Source organism: Rhizomicrobium sp. (genome assembly GCF_056722145.1).
This window is the reverse complement of sequence record NZ_JBWZET010000376.1, coordinates 1-20,487: the sequence shown is the minus strand read 5'-3', so window position 1 is coordinate 20,487 and position 20,487 is coordinate 1. Positions and strand designations below refer to the sequence as shown.

Below are 20,487 nucleotides of genomic sequence, written 5' to 3'. Positions count from 1 at the left end.
CGGCTGCAGGAAGTCGACACCCGCGCCCAGGAGCTTGGCCATCGCTGGCTTCCCGACACCCAGCAGCTGGCGCAGCTTCAGTATAGCGCGACCCGCTTCCGCTCCTGGCAGGGTGCCGTGCTGATGTCGACGGAACCCAGCGCGCGCCAGAATGCCCTCTCCAAGCTGCAAGGGCTTCACGACAAGACCGCCGAACTCGTCCGGGCGTACGAGGCTTCCTCCAGGGCCGGCGATGAGAAGGCGATCAGCGGGCGCATCAGCGCTGCGTGGGCGGCTTACGAGCCGCTGCTGCAGACTGAACTCGCGATCGAGAAGAGCCAGGGACAGGCGGCGGCGTTCGACTACTACATGCACACCATGATGGCGGGCTTCGAGGAATTGCGCCGCGACATCGAGGAGGCTCTGGCCTATAACGTCAAGGGCGGAGCGATCGCGACCGACGCCAGCGATGCCACGCTGAAGACCTCGCAGCTGTGGGTCTGGATCGTCATGGCGGTGGCGGCGGCGCTCAGCATGGGCGCCGGCTGGATGTTGATCCGCGGGGTGTCCTCGCCGCTCAAATCGATCACCGGCGCGATGGAAGACCTCGCTTCCGGCAAGCTCGATGCGCATGTGCCGCACGCCGACCAGGGCGACGAGATCGGCAAGCTGGCGGGCGCGATGACGACCTTCAAGAACCAACTCGCTGCCGCCGAACGCTCCAAGGCCGAACAGACCGAAACCATCGTGGCGAGCATCGGTACCGGCCTCGATCATCTCGCCAAGGGCAATCTCAATCACCGCATCGACGCGGACCTGACCGGACCGTTCCTCAAGCTGAAAGGCGATTTCAACGCCGCGATGGGGCGTCTGCAGGACACGCTGAAGAACGTGCTTTCCACCACCGGCCAGATCACCACCGGGGCGCGCGAGATTTCGCAGGCCGCCGACGATCTGTCGCGGCGCACCGAGCAGCAGGCCGCCTCGCTGGAGGAAACCTCCGCCGCGCTGGAAGAAATCACCGTCACCGTCAAGAAAACCGCCGCCAACACCAAGGAGGTCAACGCCTCCATGGCATCGGCCAAGAATGCCGCGGAAGAGGGCGGGCGCGTGGTGGAAACCGCCACCAAAGCGATGGACGCCATCTCGCAATCGTCGAAAAAGATCACCGACATCATCGGCGTCATCGACGAGATCGCGTTCCAGACCAATCTGCTGGCGCTCAATGCCGGCGTCGAAGCGGCGCGTGCCGGCGATGCGGGCAAAGGATTTGCGGTCGTGGCGTCGGAAGTGCGGGCGTTGGCGCAGCGCTCGAGCGAAGCGGCAAAGCAGATCAAGTCGTTGATCAGTGCCTCGGGCGAACAGGTGTCTGACGGCGTCAAGCATGTCGCCGCCACCGGCAAGGCGCTGATGCACATCGTCGAGCAGGTGCAGCAGATCAATGTCATCGTCCAGGAGATGGCGATGGCGGCGCAGCAGGAAGCGACCGGCATCGAGGAAGTGAACGCCGCCGTCGGATCGATGGATCAGGTGACGCAGCAGAACGCGGCGATGGTCGAACAATCCACCGCCGCCTCGCGCAACCTCGCCGGCGAAACCCAGCGGCTGCAGGAGTTGATCGGCTTCTTCGATGTCGGCACCGTGCAGGCGATCGCCCGACCGTCGCCGCAGCCGCGCGCGGCATTAAAACCGGTGCCGCGTGCCGTCGCCCGTCCCGCTGCCGCTGCGCGTGCCGCCGTCGCGGTGAAGCCCGAGGCCGACGAAGACGCCTGGACCGAGTTTTGACAACCCTTTCGTCCGAGCGGGCGGGAAGTAGCTGGCGACGACCGTCGCGTTGGGATTTTAGATGCAGATCACGATCAAGCGAGCCGTCATCGTCGCGAGCATTGCTCTGGTGCTGGGCTTTGTCGCGTCGTTTGGTACCAACAGCGCCGCCTTGTCCAAGCTTCGTATCGGCGGACCGGTCTACAGCGAGCTGAAGGCGGATTTCGATCTTCTCGCCGACATCCTGCCGCCGCCGGAATATGTCATCGAGCCGTATCTCGAGGCGACGCTGGCGGTGCGCGAACCGGCGCAGGCAGCGAGCCACCTGACGCGGCTGGCGGATCTGCGCAAGAGCTATGAGGAGCGCAAGACCTACTGGCGCACCACCGATCTCGATGCCGACACCCGGGCGCTGCTGGAAACGGCGTGGCACAGCGCCGATGCCTTCTGGGACGTCGAAACGCGCGCGCTGGAGCCGGCGCTGGCGCATCACGACGCCGCGGCGACCGAGGCCGCCTATCGCGATCTGTCGGCGGCCTACGCCGAGCATCGCAAGGCCATCGATGCGCTGGTCGCCCATCAGAGCGCCGATCTCGATGCGCTGCAGGCCGCGTCCGAGCGCACGCGCGATATCTATGTCGCCGCGACGTGGGGTTTCGCGGCGCTGCTGCTGGCACTGATCGCGGCCGGAATCTGGGGCGCCGTAGTCAAGATCGTGGCGCCGTTGCAACGGCTGACCGATGCGACCCACGGCATGGCCGGCGGCCGCTTCGAGGCCGGCAGTCTTCCGACCGAACGCGGCGACGAAATCGGCGAGCTGGCGCAGGCGATGAGCTTGTTCCATCGCCAGATCGTCGATGCCGGCCAGGCCAAGGCCGAACAGGAACAGCGCATCGTCGCCAGCATCGGTGCCGGTCTCGATCATCTTGCCAACGGCAATATCACGCATCGGATCACGGCCGACCTCACCGGGGCGTTTGCCAAGCTGAAGACCGACTATAATACCGCGGTCGCGCGCTTGCAGGAGACGCTGAAGAACGTGCTTTCCACCACCGGCCAGATCACCACCGGCGCCCGCGAGATTTCGCAGGCCACCGACGATCTGTCGCGGCGCACCGAGCAGCAGGCGGCCTCGCTGGAAGAAACCTCGGCCGCGCTGGAAGAAATCACCGCCACCGTCAAGAAAACCGCTGCCAGCACCAAGGAGGTCAACGACTCCATGGCCTCGGCCAAGAATGCGGCGGAAGAGGGCGGGCGCGTGGTCGAAACGGCGACGCGCGCGATGGACATGATTTCCCAGTCGTCGCGAAAAATCACCGACATCATCGGCGTCATCGACGAGATTGCGTTCCAGACCAATTTGCTGGCGCTGAACGCCGGTGTCGAGGCGGCGCGCGCCGGCGATGCGGGCAGGGGCTTTGCCGTGGTGGCGTCGGAAGTGCGCGCGCTGGCGCAGCGTTCGAGCGAAGCGGCGAAGCAGATCAAGACGCTGATCAGCGCCTCGGGCGAGCAGGTCTCGGATGGCGTCCGCCACGTTGCCGCCACCGGCAAGGCGCTGATGCACATCGTCGGGCAGGTGCAGCAGATCAACGGCATCGTGCAGGAAATGGCGGTGGCGGCGCATCAGCAAGCGACCGGCATCGAGGAAGTGAACGCCGCCGTCGGCGCGATGGATCAGGTGACGCAGCAGAATGCCGCGATGGTGGAACAATCGACCGCCGCCGCCCGTAACCTCGCCGACGAAACCCAGCGGCTGCAGGAGCTGATCGGCTTCTTTGACGTTGGTGCGGTGCAAAGGATCGCCCGAGCGGTGCCGCAATTGCGCGCAGCGGTGGCGCCGTCGCGGGCGATCCGCACCGCCGCTGTCGCAAAGCCCGAAAGCGACAGCTGGAGCGAATTCTAGAGCGCTTCACCGAAAAGTGGAATCCGGTTTTCGGGTATGAAGCGCGACCAATAAAAAAGCTGGACCGATCCACCGTTTCCGACAAACGGTAAAATGGCCTGGTCGCTAATCTCACATTGCGAAGTTGGTGACGGCGCGCTCACCGGGCGCGTGCAATTCGGTCTAGACGTTTTTGGTGATACAACTTACAATGGTTCTCCTGGGTCAGGACTATCCCAAGGGGGTTCCGATGACCAAGAGCATCGCCGTCGCGACCGCGGTTACCGATCAGCTTTGTGCAGAACACTGGCCGACCGACGATCCGGAGAAGGTCATGTCGACCGATTTTCATTATGACCTGTATTCGATCTCGAATTTTCTCAACTGCGTTCGATGCAAGCTCCGCCCTACGTACGATTTCGAATTTGATGGCGATTTCGCCCGCGACGCGCTGGGCTGGAGCGTCGGTACGCTGACCGGCCATATCGAAAGCCAGACACACTAGACCGGGCTACGGCATTCACACATTTCCGTTTGTGCAGCGGTGTTCTCTCTGATTCCATGCTTTCCGGAATGCTGGGAGACAGAGGATGTCGACAATCACGCTGGGGCGGTTTGGCGACCGTCGCCTGGAAAAAGGGGGGCCTTTTTGCACGCTCGTTTGGTTGAGACGGGCGGTCGAGGTCTTCGCGTTCGGCGTTTGGGCGGTGATCGCGCGGGCGAGATCCGCTTGACGCGCTTATTGCGCAATCCTGCGGTGACGATTGCGGAAATGTCGGCTGAAGCAGGTCGGCGGACGGCGGAACGTTGCCAGGGGCGTCGGGTTTTGGCGATCCAAGACACCACGGTGGTTCGATCAGAGGGCGGCGGTGGGCTTTATCTGCATCCCGTTTTGGTGGTGGACGCCGATGAGGGGGCGATCCTCGGCTTGGCGCACGCCAGCTTTCTGAGCAGGGACAAAGGCTGTCGCATATCCCGGCGGAGTAAGCCGGTGGCAGCCAAAGAGAGCCAACGATGGTTGGATGGCGCGCAGAAGGCGGCTGAGGTCTGTGCCGCTGCCGCACAGGTGACGGTGATCGCTGATCGGGAGAGCGATATTTTTGCGGCCTTTGCCCTGTGTCCGCCAGGAACCGATCTTTTGGTGCGCGCAGCCCATGATCGCTGTTTGGATGATGGCGGGCGGCTGTTCGGGTTTGCCGATAGCTTGCCCGTGGCGGGTCGCGCCGAGCTCGACTTACCGGCCAAACCCGGCCGTAAAGCGCGTCGGATGCAGGTGGCCATCCGCTTCGCCAAGGTGGATGTGGCGCGGCCTCGAAGTGGCGTTCGGGCGGGGTTGCCCGAAAGTGTAAGCCTCACCTTGGTGGATGTGCGCCAGATCGATCCGCCGCTTGGCGAAGCGGTCCACTGGCGTTTGTTGACCACGCATGGCGTAGACGACGCAAGCCAAGCCTTTGCGGTGGTCGATCTCTATCGCCGACGCTGGGCGATAGAGCAGCTCTTCCGAACCATGAAAACACAGGGCTTCGATATCGAAGGCCTCCTCATTGATGAAGAAGCGCCACTCAGCCGACTCGTTATGGCCACTCTCATCGCCGCCATTACGATCCAACAACTCGTGCATGCCCGCGACGGGATCCAAGGACCAGCCCCCCTGCGCCCTTCATGCGATGCATTCGAGCCAGAAGATGCAGGCCTGCTTGAAGCCTTCTGCGAAAAGCTTCAGGGAGCGACGGAGCGGCAGAAAAATCCTCACCCCAGAGGCTCCCTCGCCTATGCCGCCTGGGTCTGCGCCCGCCTTGGTGGATGGACCGGATATTATGGAAAACCAGGCCCCATCGTCATGCTCCAGGGATGGATCGAGTTCCAAGCCGCAAAGCGTGGCGTCGCCCTCCTGACAGGAGGCACAAATGTGTGAATGCCGTAGCCCTGATGAGCGGGACCGCCGCCTACGCCGATCCGTTCGGCCCAGGTCATCAGGCACGCTACGACCATGGCTGGGGCCCTCACCGCGGCCACGGCGACGGAGCGGCCGTTGCAGTGGGGCTCGGTCTTCTCGCCTTGACCGCCATCGTCGCGGCATCGCAGCGCGATCGCGAGCGGGCCCAGTCGCAATATTACGATCCGCCGCCGCCCGGCTATCGACCAGACAATCGCGGCTACGATGGCCCGGCCTACGGCCCCAACGAGCGCGATCCCGGCGACCGCTATCCCGACGATCGCCAGTCCGACGGACCTTATGAACAGTAGACCTCCGTAGCTTGGCCGGTGCGGCTTTCCAACCTCCCGCACCGGCTGCCTTTTTTCCGGCAGCACGGGGAATTAACCGGCCGCTTACCCTGTCGCCCCAAAATCGACCGCGATTTCCCGAGGGCTTGGGCATGACCGCCGCATTCCGCATCGTTCCGCTCGTCGCAGTGCTGCTGGCCTGCGGTTGCGCCTCCGAGCCGGCCTATCAAATCCTGACACCGTTCCACGACGACGACTTTGCCATCTGGAAGCAGGCCGGCCCCTACACCGTGAGCGGACAGGCGTTCTACAAGATGCCCGGCGGACAGGTCGTGACTTGCGCCGGCGAGAGCGTCTCGCTGATGCCGTTGACCGGCTACAACATGGAGCTGTCGAAGCTGCTCGAAAGCGGCAAAGGCGTTCCGGCCAATTACGAGCGCCGCGCTCACAAGTTCGACAAGAAAGCGATGTGCGACGGCTCCGGCCGCTTCAGCTTCGAAGGCCTGCCGGCGCTCAACTGGCTGCTGATCACGCGGGTCACCTGGCAGGAAAACGGCACGTTCTCGTTCGTACCCTATCTCGGCGGCCCAACCGACAAGGGCGGCTGGCTGTTCCAGGAAATCCAGATCGAAAGCGCCAACAACGCCCCGACGACGGTGAAGGTCATGCTGTCGAACCCGGACTTCGTCGCCGACCAATAGCGCCCTCGGCCGGCAGCGCCAGCCGCAGAGAAAACGGGGAAAAACGGGGACACTGAAAAACGGGGACACTATACTTAATTAGTCCTGCGGCTTGGGGCCCGGCTTTTGTTTGGCCAGGGTGCGCCCGAGTTTTGTTTCCAGCCGCTTGATGAACTTGGCGCTGCCGAGCGGACGCCCGGTTCGTTCGCCTTGGCGGATGGCATCGAGGTCCTCCGCCGTCGGAGCATCCGCCAGAAACCCGGCCCAGTCGTCGATCAGTTTCAGCAGCGGCGCCACCTTGACCAGCCCGTCGTCGCGCCCGGCGAGGTGGGCCCGCGCGCTCGACCAGCGCCAATCGCGCGACCGCCGCGCCAGCTTCGCGCGCACCGGATTGGTTTCCACATAACGCGCTGCCGCAAGCAGATGCGCTTCATCCATCGGGAACGAGGCAAACCGCCCCTGCCACAGGAACCCGCGCCAGTTTTCGCGGAAATTGATGTGCCGCGTATACTGCCGATGCGCCTCACCCAGCGCCGCGCGCAGGCCGTCTTCGTCGCGCGGCAGAAGGATCAGATGGACGTGGTTCGGCATCAGGCAATAGGCCCACACCTCCACGCCGGCTTCCCGGCACCCCTCCGCCAGCAACTCCTTGTAGAGTGCGTAATCGTTGTCGGAAAAGAACACCTGCTGGCGGCGATTGCCGCGCTGGGTGACATGATGCGGCACCCCCGGTGCCACCACTCTCGCCAATCTCGCCATAGGTGCAGGATAGCGCATGGACCGGGATTGTCAATTAAGTATAATGTCCCCTGATTTACAATAAGCGGCCAAGGTTGGGCGCGTGGTGGAATTAGTCAAAACGCTGGAACTTGCGAACGCGGCAGGGATACTTGCCATTGGACCGCCGAAAACATCAGCAAAGCTCTCCGCAAATGCCTCCCTCGCATAATACGGATTTCCGCCCGGACCTGAAGAAAAGTACATTTCCCAAGCATTACTGGCCGAGTACGTTCCGCTGGTAGGGTTGTACGCATTCATGAATGCTTGTGAATCAGACGCCTTGTCTCCAGCGCATTCAGGGCATTCAGGGGACACTATACTTAATTACTACATTCCGGGGCACTGTACTTAATTACATTTCGCCCCACCTCATGGATGATAACGCCGAACATTCGCGGTGCGCAGTGGGGCGCCACGTTCTTCGGAATAAGTCTCTTTCACACCGCCCCTGCGACGTGTCGGCTCGCCTGCAACGAGCATGTTGACGCCTCAAGGGAACTAAAGTAGAACGATTCTCCGTGTTTCGGATTTGTTCGCCGGCGGCCGTTCGGGGCGCCGGGGGCGGTCAAACGGAGGCCCTTGGGAATGCTCACCAAAAAGCAGTACGAGCTGTTGATGTTCATCCACGAACGGGTGCGCGAATCCGGTATTCCGCCATCCTTCGATGAAATGAAGGATGCGCTCGATCTGAAGTCGAAATCGGGCATTCACCGCCTCATCACGGCGCTCGAGGAGCGCGGCTTCCTGCGCCGCATGGAAAAGCGCGCCCGGGCGCTCGAAATTGTCAAGCTGCCGGAGAACATGGCTGAGACGCTGCGCCCCGCTCAGACGCGCAGCCAGGCCCAACGCATGAGCCCCGGCCACCGCACCCGCGGCGCGGCCCCCGATGCGCGTGGCGCCGGCTCGCCTCGCCGTTCGATGGGTGAAGGCGAAGGCGCCATCAATGTGCCGTTGGTCGGCCGCATCGCCGCCGGCACGCCGATCGAAGCGCTGCAGAACAAGATTGCCGACGTCCCGGTGCCGAGCGGCATGATCGGCCGCGGCGACCACTATGCGTTGGAAGTCACCGGTGATTCGATGATCAACGCCGGCATTCTCGACGGCGATACGGTGATTATCCAGGAAGCCGATACCGCCACCACCGGCGAGATCGTGGTGGCCCTGGTCGACAACAACGAAGCGACTCTGAAGCGCCTGCGCCGCCGCGGCGATTCCATCGCGCTGGAGGCGGCCAACCCGGCCTACGAAACCCGGCTTTACGGCTCCGACCGGGTCAAGGTTCAGGGCAAGCTGGTCGGGCTGATCCGACGGTATTGACGAACCTCTACCGATCTCAATGCGGTTGGCGCAGATAGCGCTGATAGTGCAGGCTCCACGGCCTCATGCCGCGTGCGGTTTCGACGTTTGCGACCCGCAGCGGCGGGCCAATCCAGACGGCGTGCGCCCCGTTCCGCGCCACGTCGCGGCGGTCGATCAGCACCTCGGGGCCGCGACAAACGTGGTGCGCCGAAACCGACGTCACGAGAATGCGGGCGTTGGCACAGTCTTCGGGCAGCGCATCGGCGCGAGCGTCGATGGCAACCAGCGATCCGCGCAGCCGGGCGATGCAGCCGAGCGCATCGCAAGTCAGTCCCGGCCCGCCGATGGCGTCGTCGGGGTCGCGGTCGTCGCCCGCCCGCCGAAGCCAGCTGGCGGCGGCGTATTTGTCGGTCGGCTCAGCGGTCAGCGCGAGGTGCCCGCTGTCGAGCCGCAGCGCCACCGTATGGGCATCGGAGGAAATCAGGATATCCGGCGGACGGACTGTCGGCACCAGGATCAGGCCGGCCGCAATCGGGGCCAGTCCCAGCCATCGCCAGCCGCGCCGCCATAATGCCACCCACAGGCCGCCGCCCATTACCAGGGCCACCGACCACGCCGGCCACGCCGGCACCGCGGTTCCGGCACCGGGAATGGCCGCCACCCAGCGCGCGATGGCGAGCATCACGGCGGTGCCCTTGCCCATCGCGATCAACGGCCAGGTGTCGAGCCCGAACGGCATCAGCACCATCGCCGCCACCGCCGCCGGCATGATGACGACGCCGACCACAGGCAGCGCGAGAAGGTTGGCAATGATCCCGAACGGCGAGGCGCGATCGAAGTGGAAGATGGAAATCGGCGCCGTCGCCAGCCCGGCAATGGTCGAGGTGATGACGACGCCGAGCACATAGCGCCAAGCCCGCCGCCACAGCGCTTTGCTGGCCTCGCCACGCGGGCGTTGGGCCTGCCATTCGGCGAAGGCGATCAGGCCGATCACCGCGGCGAACGACATCTGACAGCCGGGATCGAGTACGTTTTCGGGTGTCTCCAGCACAATCAGGGCCACCGCCAGCATGACCGCCCGCATCGATAGCGCCGGCCGGTCGACCAGAATCGCCGAGAACATGATGGTCAGCATCACCCAGGAGCGCACTGCCGGCGCCTCGCAGCCGCTGATGAGAAGATAGAACGTCGATCCGATCAGCGCCCCGATCGCCGCCCACTTCTTGATCGGGTGCCGCAGCACAATCGCCGGAAACAGTGCGAACAGCGCCCGGATCACCCAGAAAAACACGCCACCCGCCAATGCCAGATGCAGGCCGGAGATCGACAGCACATGCATCAATCCGGAGTCGCGGAAGGCGGTCTGGTCGTCGGCGTCGATGTCGGCGCGTTCGCCGGTGATCAGCGCCGCCGAGATCACGCCCTCGTGGCCGGGAATGACCTCGCGGATGTGCTCCGTCATGGTGGTGCGCAGGCGTTCCAGGGCGTCCAGGAACCGTTCGCGCAAGGTCGGCTGGCGCGGCGGCGGTATCGCTTCGGGGCGCCCATACACGTATCCGACGGCGCCGATCTGCTGGTAATAGGCCCAGCGCCCAAAATCATAGTCGCCGGGCGTCGAGGGCGCGGGCGGCGGCATCATGATCGCGAGCACATGGACCCAGGTCCCCGGCTCCGGAACCGCGCTATGGGCCCGCACCCGGAGCCGCACAAATCGCGGCATCGCCCGCAAACGCGCGGTCGTAGCGGGTTCGAGAACGATCCGGCTGCCATAGCCGCGCGGTTCGGACTGCACCACCCGGCCCTGAAGGTGGACCGGACCGACCCGGTGGCTGAGGGTCGGCGCCGCGACCAGCTCGGTGCGCCAGCGCGCCACCCCAAAACCGAGCACGAACGCCGCCAGCAGCGCCAGCGCGATCCGCAGGCCGGGCCGCTCGAATTTGGCCGCCAGCACCCCCAACACCAGGGCAAGCGCGGCGCCGGTGGGGGCCCAGCTCGCGGCCGGCTCGGCCGCCAGGGTGAAATAGGACCCCGCCCCCGCCGCCAGACTGACCGGAATCCACAGCGGCCAGCGCGCCCGCTCGGCAGCGGCGTGGTCGCGAATAATCCGCGGCATCGCCACGATTTTTGCGATTTGGCCCCGCGATGCCGCTATAAGACCAGCGCCGCGGGCCCCTTCGCCCGAGTGCCAAATTGCCATCGCCCCCGGATTCACTTAAGCCCCGAAGCATCATGACAGACAACCAGAAACCCGTCCTGCGCTTTGCGCCTTCGCCCACCGGAATGCTCCACATCGGGGGGGCGCGCACCGCCCTCTTCAACTGGCTCTATGCCCGCCACACCGGCGGCAAATTCCTGCTCCGGATCGAGGATACCGACCGCGAACGCTCCACCCCCCAGGCGGTGGCCGCCATCATCGAGGGGCTCGATTGGCTCGGCCTCGATTGGGACGGCGACATCACCTACCAGTTCAGCCGCGCTGCCCGGCACCGCGAAATCGCCGAAAAGCTGCTGGCCGAGGGCAAAGCCTACCGCTGCTTCGCCACTCCGGAAGAGCTGACCGCCATGCGCGAGGCCCAGCGGGCCGCGGGCAAACCGATCCGCTATGACGGGCGCTGGCGCGACCGCGATCCGTCCGAAGCCCCGGCCGGGGCCCCCTCGGTGATCCGCCTCAAGGCGCCGCAGCAAGGCGAAACCATCATCCACGACATCGTCCAGGGCGACGTGCGCTATGCCAACGAGCAGCTCGACGACATGATCCTGCTGCGCTCGGACGGCACCCCGACCTATATGCTGGCGGTGGTGGTCGACGATTACGACATGGGCATCACCCACATCGTCCGCGGCGACGACCATCTCAACAACGCCGCCCGCCAGATGCAGCTCATCAAGGCGCTGGGCTGGCCGGAGGTCACCTATGGCCATGTGCCGCTGATCCACGGGCCGGACGGCGCCAAGCTGTCGAAGCGCCACGGCGCCCAGGCGGTCGGCGAATACCGCGACATGGGCTATCTGCCCGAGACCATGCGCAACTACCTGCTGCGCCTCGGCTGGAGCCACGGCAACGATGAGATCATCCCGACGCCGCAAGCGGTGGAATGGTTCAGCCTGGAAAACATCGGCAAGAGCCCGGCGCGGCTCGACTTCAAGAAACTCGACAACCTCAACGCCCACTACATCCGCGAAACCGACAATGGCGGACTGGCCGATGAGGTCGCGCATCTGATGGGCCGCGAAACCCCGCCGCGCAGCCTCAGCCCCGTCGCCCGCGACCGGCTGATCAAGGCGATGCCGGCGCTGAAGGAGCGGGCGAAGACCCTTCTCGATCTCACCACCTCGGCGGACTTCCTCTTTACCGATGGGCCGCGCCAGACCGACGACGCCGCCGCCAAACTCCTCACCGAGGATGCCCGCCGCACGCTGGGGGAATTCCTGGCGAGCCTCGGAGACACCGACTGGACCGGTCCCGCGCTGGAGGAAAAGGCGCGCGCCTTCGCCGAGTTGAAGGGCCTAAAACTTGGGCAGGTGGCACAGCCGCTCCGGGCCGCCCTCACCGGCAAGACCACTTCGCCGCCGATCTTTGCGATGCTGGAGGTGCTCGGCCGCGACGAATCCTTGCAACGGCTCACAACTCACGCACTTTAGGCCAATTCCAGACATTGACAGGGTATCGGAATATTGCTGCATTGCAGAAAAGCGCGACAGATCGTTGATGCCGGGAGAGCGAAATGAGAGACAGTAAGGCCGTTCCAGCCGGAAAGGCGACCCTCACCTACAAGGACAAGAGCTTTGAGCTTCCGGTGTTCGCCGGCAGCGAAGGCCCCGAAGTGGTCGACATCCGACGGCTCTATGGCGATGCCGGTGTCTTCACCTACGATCCCGGCTTCACCTCCACGGCGAGCTGCGAAAGCGACATCACCTACATCGACGGCGATGCCGGCATCCTGCTCTATCGCGGCTATTCGATCGACCAGCTGGCGGCCAAATCGACCTTCCTCGAGGTCTGCTATCTCCTGCTCTACGGCGAACTGCCGTCGCAGCAGCAGATGGAGCAGTTCCGCCACACCATCATCCACCACACGATGGTCCACGAACAACTGGCCTCGTTCTATCGCGGCTTCCGCCGCGACGCCCATCCGATGGCGGTGATGTGCGGCGTCGTCGGGGCGCTGTCGGCGTTCTATCACGACTCCCTCGACATCAACGATCCGCGCCAGCGCGAACTCGCCTGCGTGCGCCTGGTCGCCAAGATCCCGACCATCGCGGCGATGGCGTTCCGCTATTCGACCGGCCATCCTTTCGTCTATCCGCTCAACAAGCTCGGCTACACCGAGAATTTCCTCAGGATGTGCTTCTCCTATCCGACCGAGGAATACGTCGTGAACCCGGTGCTGGCGAAGGCGCTCGATACCATCTTCATCCTGCACGCCGATCACGAGCAGAACGCCTCCACCTCCACGGTGCGCCTCGCCGGTTCGTCGGGTTCCAACCCGTTCGCCTGCGTCGCCGCCGGCATTGCCTGCCTGTGGGGTCCGGCGCACGGCGGCGCCAATGAAGCGGCGCTGAAGATGCTGGAGACCATCGGCACGGTCGATCGCATCCCCGAGTTCATCAAGCGCGCCAAGGACAAGAACGATCCCTTCCGCCTGATGGGCTTCGGCCACCGCGTCTATAAGAATTATGATCCCCGCGCGAAAGCGATGCAGATCCAGGCGCACGCGGTACTCGACGAACTCGGGCTGCACAACGATCCGCTCCTGAAGGTGGCGATCGAACTCGAACGCATCGCGCTGCAGGACGAGTATTTCATCGAGAAGAAGCTCTATCCCAACATCGACTTCTATTCCGGCATCACGCTGAAGGCGCTGGGCTTCCCGGTAGCGATGTTCACCGCCCTGTTCGCGCTCGCCCGCACCGTCGGCTGGATCGGCCAGTGGAAGGAAATGCTGGAAGACCCGCACCAGAAGATCGGCCGCCCGCGGCAGATCTACACCGGCGCCAAATCCCGCGAGTATCTGCCGATCGAGAAACGATAGGGCGTGCGGAGCGAGCGTGCCAAGCGGGGCCGCTGCAACTCGCGTTGAAAGACTTGGCTCGGTTGCCGCACGCACACTATCTCCGCGTCTCCGCGTGAGAATCTTCCCTTTAATTATGCCGAGAGCGGGCTTGTTTTTCGCAAGTCCGCTCGTTCGGGGAGCGCCCTCCACAGTCGGCGCGCCAGCAACGACCGCGATCAGGCGGCCTTTTGACAGGCACATTCCGTCTGCCCTGTGAAACCCGCACGCACGAGGTGTTGCCGCCTCGATTGTCTGATACGCACGCGAGCTGCGTATCCTGGGTCAGTTCTGTCTCGACGTTGCTCCACGGCTACGGGGAGACGCGACCTCTCCTCACCGCTTGTCATCATCAATCCTCCACTCCCCCCTCAAGACGTGGGAATTGAAGTGGCACACTTCAAGGGGGTGCGACAAACGAAGCACCGTTCGGAAAGAGAGGCAGGTGCAGGCATTATGCCTGCGGACGAAAAATCCAGGCGGGGAGACCTAATTAAGTATAGTGTCCCCGGATATCCTCCGGATATCCTAATTAAGTATAGTGTCCCCGGATATCATAGTGTCCCCTGATATCTGCAGATATCCCTGATATCTTTTCTGCCCCCGCGGGCACAGGACTTTGTGATCTCGCACAGTGACCGCGGGGGAAGTGCCCGTCAGGGCAAAGGGGGCTCGCGACGGACAACAAGCCCCCTTGGGCGCTGCCGCGCCACTTCCCCCACGGTCTATCTGCCTACGGATAAATCGCCCCGCCCGTGGGGGCAGAAAGGCGTTTCCTTCACGGTCTATCTGCCTGCGGATAAATCGCCCCGCCCGTGGGGGCAGAAAGGCGTTTCCTTCACTTTCTATCTGTCTGCGGAGGGATCGCCACGCCCGTGGGGGCAGAATGGTGTTTCCTTCACGGTCTATCTGCCTACGGATAAATCACCCCGCTCGCGGCGGCAGAAAGAATGGCTGCCTCACTCCCTCCACCTCGGGCCGGTGCCGATGAGCACGATCCAGCGGCCGTCGGGGCCGAGCACCATGCGGGCGCCGTGGCGGTGCCAGCGCGGGCGCGGCGGATACCAGCGAACGGGGCGCCAAGCCGGCAGCGGCGGTTCGCGGACCCATTGCGCCCCAGGGCGGTAGGCGTTGGGGAAGTGATCATCCGCATACCCATTATCGTCCGGTGTCGTATCGGCGGGCGCGGTGTCAGCCGCCGGCGTTTGCCAATGCGGGCGTTCGGCGGTACGCGGCAGCTCGATATCGGCCGGGGCGGTATCGGCAGACTGCGTCGGGCCTTCGTCGGCGGGAGTTGCGGCGGGCGTCGCGGCGGCGAGCCTCGTCGGCGGTCGCGACGCGGCAACGGGCGGTGCCGCGTTGGCCGGAACGCCGGTGATTGGCAGCGGTTTGGGTTTGGCAGAGGCGACAGCGGGCGGCGGCGTTGGCTTGGGCGTGGCGGTTGCGACCTGTACCGGCTTTGGTACCGGCTTGGCTGCCGGCGACGGGCGCAACGACAACGCGTGCTCGACCTCGGTCTTCGGCTTGGCCATCGCGACGCGCGGTGCGGCAACCTGCGGCCGCGGGGTCGGAACCGGCAGCGCCCGCACCTCAAGCTGGGCGCCATCGACCGGACGGCAGCCCTCATAACCGGTGTCGATCAATTGCGGCGGTTCGGGCGCCAAGCCGTTGCGCTCGCCGCCCCGCCCCAACGCCATGTCGAACACTTTCTGGGCGCTGGCGCAGAACTGGGGATCGCGCGTGCTGCGCAACGACACCGTGTTGGCGAGGCGGGTCTTGTAGGCGTTGTAGTCCTCTCCTCGCGGACGCGCCGCGAAAAACGCCTGCAATGCCTGATCCGATTGCTGCAGCCGGCCGCGGTAGGCGGTGACGAAAGCATTGTAATCCGCGCTCATGTGGCAGCTCAACGCCGCCACCATCAACTGCTGCTGCAACGCCGCCGACTGCAGCACCTTCATCTCCGGCGGCGTCGCGCACACCACCGCCGCGTCGGCCGAAGCGGCCAGCGTGCATCCGACAATCGCGAACAGAATCTTCTTCATGCGCCCAGTCCCGCGCCACCGTTCAGCATCCTGAGCGTCCCAGCCTGAACCGTGGCTGAACGGCTGTGCTCAACGAAGTGTTAACACGACAAGTGAACGCAACGGGAACGTAGCGGCGCCACGATGAGGGTCACACCTTGTTGATCGCCGCCGGCCGCCGGGTTGGCGCCACAATCGCAGCGCATAGACGGCGCCGAGATTCTGGGGAGACGCCAATGTCCGACCTGCCCGCCGCCGTCGCCGCTTTTCTGCAAGGCAAGCGCATAGCCGTCGCGGGAGTCTCGCGTGCCGCCGGCCATGTCGGCAACGCCATATTCAAGAAATTGCGCGATGCGGGCTACGAGGTGTTCGCCGTCAATCCCAACGCCGGCGAAGTCGAAGGCACCCGCGCCTATCCCGCCCTCGGCGCCATCGCCGGCGAGATCGACGGCGTCGTGGTGGCGACGCGGCCCGAGCTTGCCGCCTGCATCGTTCGTCAGTGTGCGGAGAAAGGCGTCAAGCACATCTGGTTCCACCGCTCGTTCGGCCAGGGCAGCGTCTCCGAGGACGCGCTGGCGGCGGCGCGCGCTGCCGGAATCGAAACCATCGAGGGCGGCTGCCCGCTGATGTACATCGCGCCGGTCGACGGCGCCCACAAGTTCTTCTGCTGGATGCTGAAGCTGCTCGGCAAGGTTCCGTGACGGGTCCGTGTCATGGATGAGGCGTAGGCGTCATCAATGCTTCCCTGTACGGTTCACGTACAATCCGGGAGGCTGCGATGCCCGACAGTCAGTTTTCCTCGAACGACATGATGCTCGCCGCCCCCGGCGGGCTGGAGGCCTTCCTCAACAAGGCGATCGGCGACCTCGGCGCGGCGATGAGCGCGGTCTTGGTGCTGATCGGCGACGAACTCGGCTTCTACAAGGAACTCGCCCAGGCGCGGTTGACGCCCGACGAACTTGCCAAGCGCACCGGCACCAGCGAACGCTATGTCCGCGAATGGCTCGGCAACCAGGCGGCGGGCGGCTATGTCGATTACGACCCCGTCACCCATGGCTATTACCTCAACGAGACGCAAGCACTGTGTCTTGCCAATCCGCATGGGCCGGTCGACCTGCCCGGCGCCTACATGGTGGTGCAGGATCTGTTCGCGGTGCGCGAGCGGGCGTTGAGGAATTTCCGCAGCGGCGCCGGCATGGAATGGGGCGATCATCACCGCTGCCTGTTCCACGGCACCGAACGCTTCTTCCGAGCCGGCTACAACGCCCACCTGATCGCGGAGTGGCTGCCGGCGATCGACGGTGCCGTCGCCATGATGCAGCAAGGCGGACGCATCGCCGATATCGGCTGCGGTCACGGCGCCTCCACCATCCTGATGGCGAAGGCCTTTCCCTTGTCGCAATTCATCGGCATCGACTATCACGGCCCTTCGGTGGAAATCGCCCGCGCCCGCGCCACCGAAGCGAACGCCCCCAATGCCCGCTTCGAAGTCGCCGACGCCACCACGTACGGCGAGCGCGATTTCGATCTCGCCTGTTTCTTCGATTGCCTGCACGACATGGCCGATCCGGCCGGCGCCGCCCGCCACACGCGCGACGCGCTGAAGCCCGGTGGGCGCTGCATGTTCGTCGAACCGATCGCCGCCGACGACGTGACCGGCAATCTCAATCCGGTGGGACGCGTCTACTACGGCGCCTCGTCGCTGATCTGCGTGCCGGTATCACTGGCGAAAAACGGCCCGGCGCTCGGAGCCCAGGCCGGCGAACGGCGCTTGCGCGAGATCATCGTCGGCAAAGCCGGCTTCAAAAGCCTGCGCCGCGCCGCCCAGACGCCGTTCAACATGGTGCTCGAGGCGGTGGCCTGAGGAGCGGAGGCCGGGCCTCCGCCCCACCGGCGTTACAGCAGTTCCGCGATCTGGATGGCGTTGAGGGCGGCGCCCTTCAACAGCTGATCGCCGGCGACCAGCAGCGCCACCGAATGGCCGGTCGGGTCCGAGGTATCGCGGCGGATGCGGCCGACCAGGACGTCGTCCTGCTCCGAGGCATCGATCGGCATCGGGAAATAGTTCTTCTCGCGATCGTCGACGATCTTCACGCCCGGCGCCACCGACAGCATCTTGCGCACGTCCGCCTCGGTGATCGGCTCATAGCATTCCACCGTGATCGCCTCGGTATGGGCGCGCAGCACCGGCACGCGCACGCACGTCACGCCGACCGCAATCTCGTCGTCCTCGAAAATCTTCTTGGTCTCGGCGATGACCTTCGACTCCTCGCCGTTATAGCCGGTGTCGAGATCGATGCCGGCATTGTGGCTGAAGAGATTGAAGGCATAGGGATGCGGCATCACCTTCTGCGCGAACGGCTTGCCTTCGAGATACGCCCTGGTCGCTTCCACCAGTTCGGCCATCGCCGCGGCGCCGGCGCCCGAGGCTGCCTGATAGGTGGAAATGATCACGCGCTTGATGCGGTTGACCTTGTGGATCGGCCACAGCGGCACCAACGCCATGATGGTGGCGCAGTTCGGATTGGCGATGATGCCCTTATGATCTTGAATGCGGGCGGCGTTGATTTCCGGTACCACCAGCGGCACCTGCGGGTCCATGCGGAAGGCCGACGAATTGTCGACCACCACCGCGCCCGCCTTGACCGCGAGCGGCGCGAACTTGCGGCTGATGGAAGCCCCGGCCGAGAACATCGCGATATCGACGCCTTCGAACGACGCCTCGGTCAGTTCCTGAATCGGAATCGCCTCGCCGCGGAACGCCATCGTCTTGCCGACGGAGCGCGCGCTCGCCAGCGGCACCAACTTGCCGACCGGAAAATTCCTGCGCTCCATGCAACCGGCAAATTCGACGCCGACGGCGCCGGTGGCACCGACAATGGCAACGGTGGGGTTCTTCTTCATGGCTATCCTCCTTCAGGGGCCTCCGGCGCGGGCAACAAAAAAGCCCCTCACCTTGCGGCTGGGGCTTCGGTTTCGGGCGTTGTGTGCCTTGCTATCGGCGCGCGCGAACCAAAGCCCCGGCGGGCTTGGTCGTCTTGAGCGTGCGCTTAAGCGTGGCGATCATGATGGGCGAAACCTATGGGCGAGGAGCGGCGCCGTCAACGGACGGATTGACACAAGCGCCCGGTTGCGCACCACTGGCCCGATGAGACCGCAATTCCGGGGGTAAACCATGCGATTGCTGGTATTGGCCGCGCTGATGATGACGGGCGCGGCGGCTGGAAACGGTCCCGCGGCAAGCTTCGATTGCGCCAAGGCCGCCACTGGAATGGAAAAGCTGATCTGCTCCGATCCCGATCTCGCCACCGCCGATGCGACATTGGCGACCGCGTACGGAAAGATTGTTTCGGCCAATCCCGATTACGCCGCGGGCTTGCGCGACGGCCAGCGCGCCTTCCTTTCCACGCGCGCACCCTGCCTCACCGGCGCCCGCACGGCGCAAATTGCGTGCGTGAAGCGCCAGTATCAGGATCGGATCGAGGCGCTGCAGAGACCGAACCTCGTCACCTGCGCCAAACCCAAGCTCGCCGCGGCCGCGTTCACGATGACGTGTTTTGCGCCGAACCATCCGCTTAGGATCGCTGCGGTGCTGTCGGGAACGAAAGATGGCAGCGACGCCACGCTGACGGACCTTGCCGTCACCACCGCACGGGGCAAGCAGACCTTCAAGCTCGATGGCCGCATTTTCTTCGCAGGGCTCGGCACAGCGCTTGGCCTGACGGATGTTAATTTCGACGGGTTCGCCGATCTCCAGCTCACGGTCTCCTCAACCGCCGGTCCCAACATGGAGTATGCGTACTGGCTGTTCGATCCCAAGAGCGGACGCTTCGTGGCGAGCGCCATCGGCGATCAGCTTTCGGGGTTTGACGTCATGCCCGATCCCAAAACCAGGACGATTGCGGTCAACGCCCGCGACAGCTGCTGCGAGTGGAGCCTTTCCACCTATGCCTGGAAAGGCGGCGCGCTGAAACTGATCACGACGCTCGATACCGGCGTGTTCTCGGGCGTCGGCCTGCCGGGCATGGACAATTTCCAGGGCATGATCTGCGGCGAAGAAACCATGACCTATAACGACGCCGGCCTGATCACCCGCATCGATCTCGCGCTCGACAGCGGAGCCGATTTACAATGCGAAGAGGACGATCTCGCCGCACAAGCCAAGGTGCTGGAGACGATCAAGCGCGCCAAAGGCTTCCGGCTCGAGGTCAAGGACCAGCTGCATTTCGCGATTGTGTTCGACAAACCGCGGAAGCCGGGGGAGTGAAGCGTTGCGCGTCTTTTCTCCCCTGCGGTGAACGGGCTGCTGAGCCGCACCAGGTTGAAATAGCGGGGGAAGAAAGTCAGCCTAATTCGGCGCTGCCGTAGGTTCGCCCAGAAACTCCAAAATCGCTTTTGCCGCGCGGCGTGAGGGCTGGTCGGCGCCCTCGCCCATCAGGCGCAGGGCCTCGTTCTGGTCGGCGACCTGACGCGCGGCGGCCGCGGCATCGGTGAGCAGCGGCGCCACCGCATCGGCGAGCAGCTCGGGCCGGCAATCCTCCTGCATCAGCTCGGGCACCGCGAGGCGGTCGAGGATCAAATTCATCAGCGTGTAGTAGCGCACCTTGAGGCCGATCAGCCTGCGATAGATCACGGCGGTGAGCTTGCCGACCTTGTAGGCCACTACCATCGGCGTATGCGCGAGCGCCAGCTCGGTCGTCACCGTTCCGGACGCGGCGAGCGCGGCATCGGCGGCATCGAAAGCGGCGAATTTCTCGGCTTCGCCTTCGACGATGGCGAGCGGCAGCGGCCATCCGTCCGTACCC

General features: G+C 64.6%; 16 protein-coding genes and 1 pseudogene. 12 read left to right on the top strand and 5 right to left on the bottom strand.

The window, feature by feature from the left end; translation table 11 throughout:
• From AC1P6P_RS19950 to AC1P6P_RS19925, 6 genes are all read left to right on the top strand, one after another.
• The coding region (locus AC1P6P_RS19950) for a methyl-accepting chemotaxis protein (protein ID WP_481404196.1) at nucleotides 1-1,764 on the top strand (1,764 nt) is incomplete at its 5' end.
• A gap of 61 nt (nucleotides 1,765-1,825) precedes the next feature.
• The gene (locus AC1P6P_RS19945) at nucleotides 1,826-3,646 is read left to right on the top strand and encodes a methyl-accepting chemotaxis protein (RefSeq protein ID WP_481404195.1); all 1,821 of its coding nucleotides are present in this window, start codon (nucleotides 1,826-1,828) and stop codon (nucleotides 3,644-3,646) included.
• 229 nt (nucleotides 3,647-3,875) lie between these two features.
• Nucleotides 3,876-4,130 carry a hypothetical protein gene (locus AC1P6P_RS19940; RefSeq protein WP_481404194.1) on the top strand — a complete coding sequence of 85 codons (255 nt, stop codon included), beginning with the start codon at nucleotides 3,876-3,878 and terminating at the stop codon, nucleotides 4,128-4,130.
• Nucleotides 4,131-4,355: 225 nt separating this feature from the next.
• The gene (locus AC1P6P_RS19935) at nucleotides 4,356-5,540 is read left to right on the top strand and encodes an IS4 family transposase (RefSeq protein WP_481404193.1); all 1,185 of its coding nucleotides are present in this window, start codon (nucleotides 4,356-4,358) and stop codon (nucleotides 5,538-5,540) included.
• Nucleotides 5,537-5,872 carry a hypothetical protein gene (locus tag AC1P6P_RS19930; protein WP_481404192.1) on the top strand — a complete coding sequence of 112 codons (336 nt, stop codon included), beginning with the start codon at nucleotides 5,537-5,539 and terminating at the stop codon, nucleotides 5,870-5,872. Before AC1P6P_RS19935 ends, AC1P6P_RS19930 begins: the two co-directional genes overlap by 4 nt.
• 131 nt (nucleotides 5,873-6,003) lie before the next feature.
• Nucleotides 6,004-6,552 (top strand): hypothetical protein, encoded by a 549-nt coding sequence (locus AC1P6P_RS19925; protein ID WP_481404191.1) that lies wholly within the window; start codon nucleotides 6,004-6,006, stop codon nucleotides 6,550-6,552.
• Nucleotides 6,553-6,630: 78 nt separating this feature from the next.
• On the opposite strand, the gene AC1P6P_RS19920 is transcribed toward AC1P6P_RS19925, so the two are convergent.
• Nucleotides 6,631-7,290 carry a transposase gene (locus AC1P6P_RS19920; RefSeq protein ID WP_481404197.1) on the bottom strand — a complete coding sequence of 220 codons (660 nt, stop codon included), beginning with the start codon at nucleotides 7,288-7,290 and terminating at the stop codon, nucleotides 6,631-6,633.
• 606 nt (nucleotides 7,291-7,896) lie between these two features.
• Here AC1P6P_RS19920 and lexA point away from each other — a divergent pair.
• Complete coding sequence (gene lexA / locus AC1P6P_RS19915; RefSeq protein ID WP_481404190.1) at nucleotides 7,897-8,628, top strand: transcriptional repressor LexA; 732 nt, start codon at nucleotides 7,897-7,899, stop codon at nucleotides 8,626-8,628.
• Nucleotides 8,629-8,644: 16 nt separating this feature from the next.
• On the opposite strand, the gene AC1P6P_RS19910 is transcribed toward lexA, so the two are convergent.
• On the bottom strand, nucleotides 8,645-10,723 hold the full coding sequence (locus AC1P6P_RS19910; protein WP_481404189.1) for a ComEC/Rec2 family competence protein: 2,079 nt from the start codon (nucleotides 10,721-10,723) through the stop codon (nucleotides 8,645-8,647).
• 116 nt (nucleotides 10,724-10,839) lie between these two features.
• Here AC1P6P_RS19910 and gltX point away from each other — a divergent pair, with 116 nt between their 5' ends.
• Nucleotides 10,840-12,252: a glutamate--tRNA ligase gene (gene gltX, locus AC1P6P_RS19905; protein ID WP_481404188.1), complete on the top strand. Its 1,413-nt coding sequence runs from the start codon at nucleotides 10,840-10,842 to the stop codon at nucleotides 12,250-12,252.
• An 83-nt stretch (nucleotides 12,253-12,335) separates the two neighbouring features.
• Complete coding sequence (locus tag AC1P6P_RS19900) at nucleotides 12,336-13,643, top strand: citrate synthase (protein ID WP_481404187.1); 1,308 nt, start codon at nucleotides 12,336-12,338, stop codon at nucleotides 13,641-13,643.
• A gap of 977 nt (nucleotides 13,644-14,620) precedes the next feature.
• Here the strand turns inward: AC1P6P_RS19900 and AC1P6P_RS19895 are convergent.
• On the bottom strand, nucleotides 14,621-15,703 hold the full coding sequence (locus AC1P6P_RS19895) for a hypothetical protein (RefSeq protein WP_481404186.1): 1,083 nt from the start codon (nucleotides 15,701-15,703) through the stop codon (nucleotides 14,621-14,623).
• 215 nt (nucleotides 15,704-15,918) lie between these two features.
• Here AC1P6P_RS19895 and AC1P6P_RS19890 point away from each other — a divergent pair, with 215 nt between their 5' ends.
• On the top strand, nucleotides 15,919-16,383 hold the full coding sequence (locus tag AC1P6P_RS19890; RefSeq protein ID WP_481404185.1) for a CoA-binding protein: 465 nt from the start codon (nucleotides 15,919-15,921) through the stop codon (nucleotides 16,381-16,383).
• 77 nt (nucleotides 16,384-16,460) lie between these two features.
• The gene (locus AC1P6P_RS19885; RefSeq protein ID WP_481404184.1) at nucleotides 16,461-17,546 is read left to right on the top strand and encodes a class I SAM-dependent methyltransferase; all 1,086 of its coding nucleotides are present in this window, start codon (nucleotides 16,461-16,463) and stop codon (nucleotides 17,544-17,546) included.
• A 32-nt stretch (nucleotides 17,547-17,578) separates the two neighbouring features.
• On the opposite strand, the gene AC1P6P_RS19880 is transcribed toward AC1P6P_RS19885, so the two are convergent.
• A complete protein-coding gene (locus AC1P6P_RS19880; protein ID WP_481404183.1) occupies nucleotides 17,579-18,586 on the bottom strand; it encodes an aspartate-semialdehyde dehydrogenase in 1,008 nt (335 codons plus the stop codon).
• Between the two features lie 271 nt (nucleotides 18,587-18,857).
• Between AC1P6P_RS19880 and AC1P6P_RS19875 the strand changes: the two genes are divergently transcribed.
• A complete protein-coding gene (locus tag AC1P6P_RS19875) occupies nucleotides 18,858-19,949 on the top strand; it encodes a lysozyme inhibitor LprI family protein (RefSeq protein ID WP_481404182.1) in 1,092 nt (363 codons plus the stop codon).
• 81 nt (nucleotides 19,950-20,030) lie between these two features.
• Here the strand turns inward: AC1P6P_RS19875 and AC1P6P_RS19870 are convergent.
• Nucleotides 20,031-20,487 (bottom strand): annotated as a pseudogene (locus AC1P6P_RS19870) (lipid-A-disaccharide synthase); the annotation flags it as partial.

What these genes read in the sequence shown, in the direction of transcription:
- AC1P6P_RS19945 (WP_481404195.1), top strand. Translation starts at nt 1,826, where the DNA reads ATGCAGATCACGATCAAGCGAGCCGTCATCGTCGCGAGCATTGCTCTG.
- AC1P6P_RS19940 (WP_481404194.1), top strand. Translation starts at nt 3,876, where the DNA reads ATGACCAAGAGCATCGCCGTCGCGACCGCGGTTACCGATCAGCTTTGT.
- AC1P6P_RS19925 (WP_481404191.1), top strand. Translation starts at nt 6,004, where the DNA reads ATGACCGCCGCATTCCGCATCGTTCCGCTCGTCGCAGTGCTGCTGGCC.
- AC1P6P_RS19920 (WP_481404197.1), bottom strand. Translation starts at nt 7,290, where the DNA reads ATGGCGAGATTGGCGAGAGTGGTGGCACCGGGGGTGCCGCATCATGTC.
- lexA (WP_481404190.1), top strand. Translation starts at nt 7,897, where the DNA reads ATGCTCACCAAAAAGCAGTACGAGCTGTTGATGTTCATCCACGAACGG.
- AC1P6P_RS19910 (WP_481404189.1), bottom strand. Translation starts at nt 10,723, where the DNA reads ATGCCGCGGATTATTCGCGACCACGCCGCTGCCGAGCGGGCGCGCTGG.
- gltX (WP_481404188.1), top strand. Translation starts at nt 10,840, where the DNA reads ATGACAGACAACCAGAAACCCGTCCTGCGCTTTGCGCCTTCGCCCACC.
- AC1P6P_RS19900 (WP_481404187.1), top strand. Translation starts at nt 12,336, where the DNA reads ATGAGAGACAGTAAGGCCGTTCCAGCCGGAAAGGCGACCCTCACCTAC.
- AC1P6P_RS19895 (WP_481404186.1), bottom strand. Translation starts at nt 15,703, where the DNA reads ATGAAGAAGATTCTGTTCGCGATTGTCGGATGCACGCTGGCCGCTTCG.
- AC1P6P_RS19890 (WP_481404185.1), top strand. Translation starts at nt 15,919, where the DNA reads ATGTCCGACCTGCCCGCCGCCGTCGCCGCTTTTCTGCAAGGCAAGCGC.
- AC1P6P_RS19885 (WP_481404184.1), top strand. Translation starts at nt 16,461, where the DNA reads ATGCCCGACAGTCAGTTTTCCTCGAACGACATGATGCTCGCCGCCCCC.
- AC1P6P_RS19880 (WP_481404183.1), bottom strand. Translation starts at nt 18,586, where the DNA reads ATGAAGAAGAACCCCACCGTTGCCATTGTCGGTGCCACCGGCGCCGTC.
- AC1P6P_RS19875 (WP_481404182.1), top strand. Translation starts at nt 18,858, where the DNA reads ATGCGATTGCTGGTATTGGCCGCGCTGATGATGACGGGCGCGGCGGCT.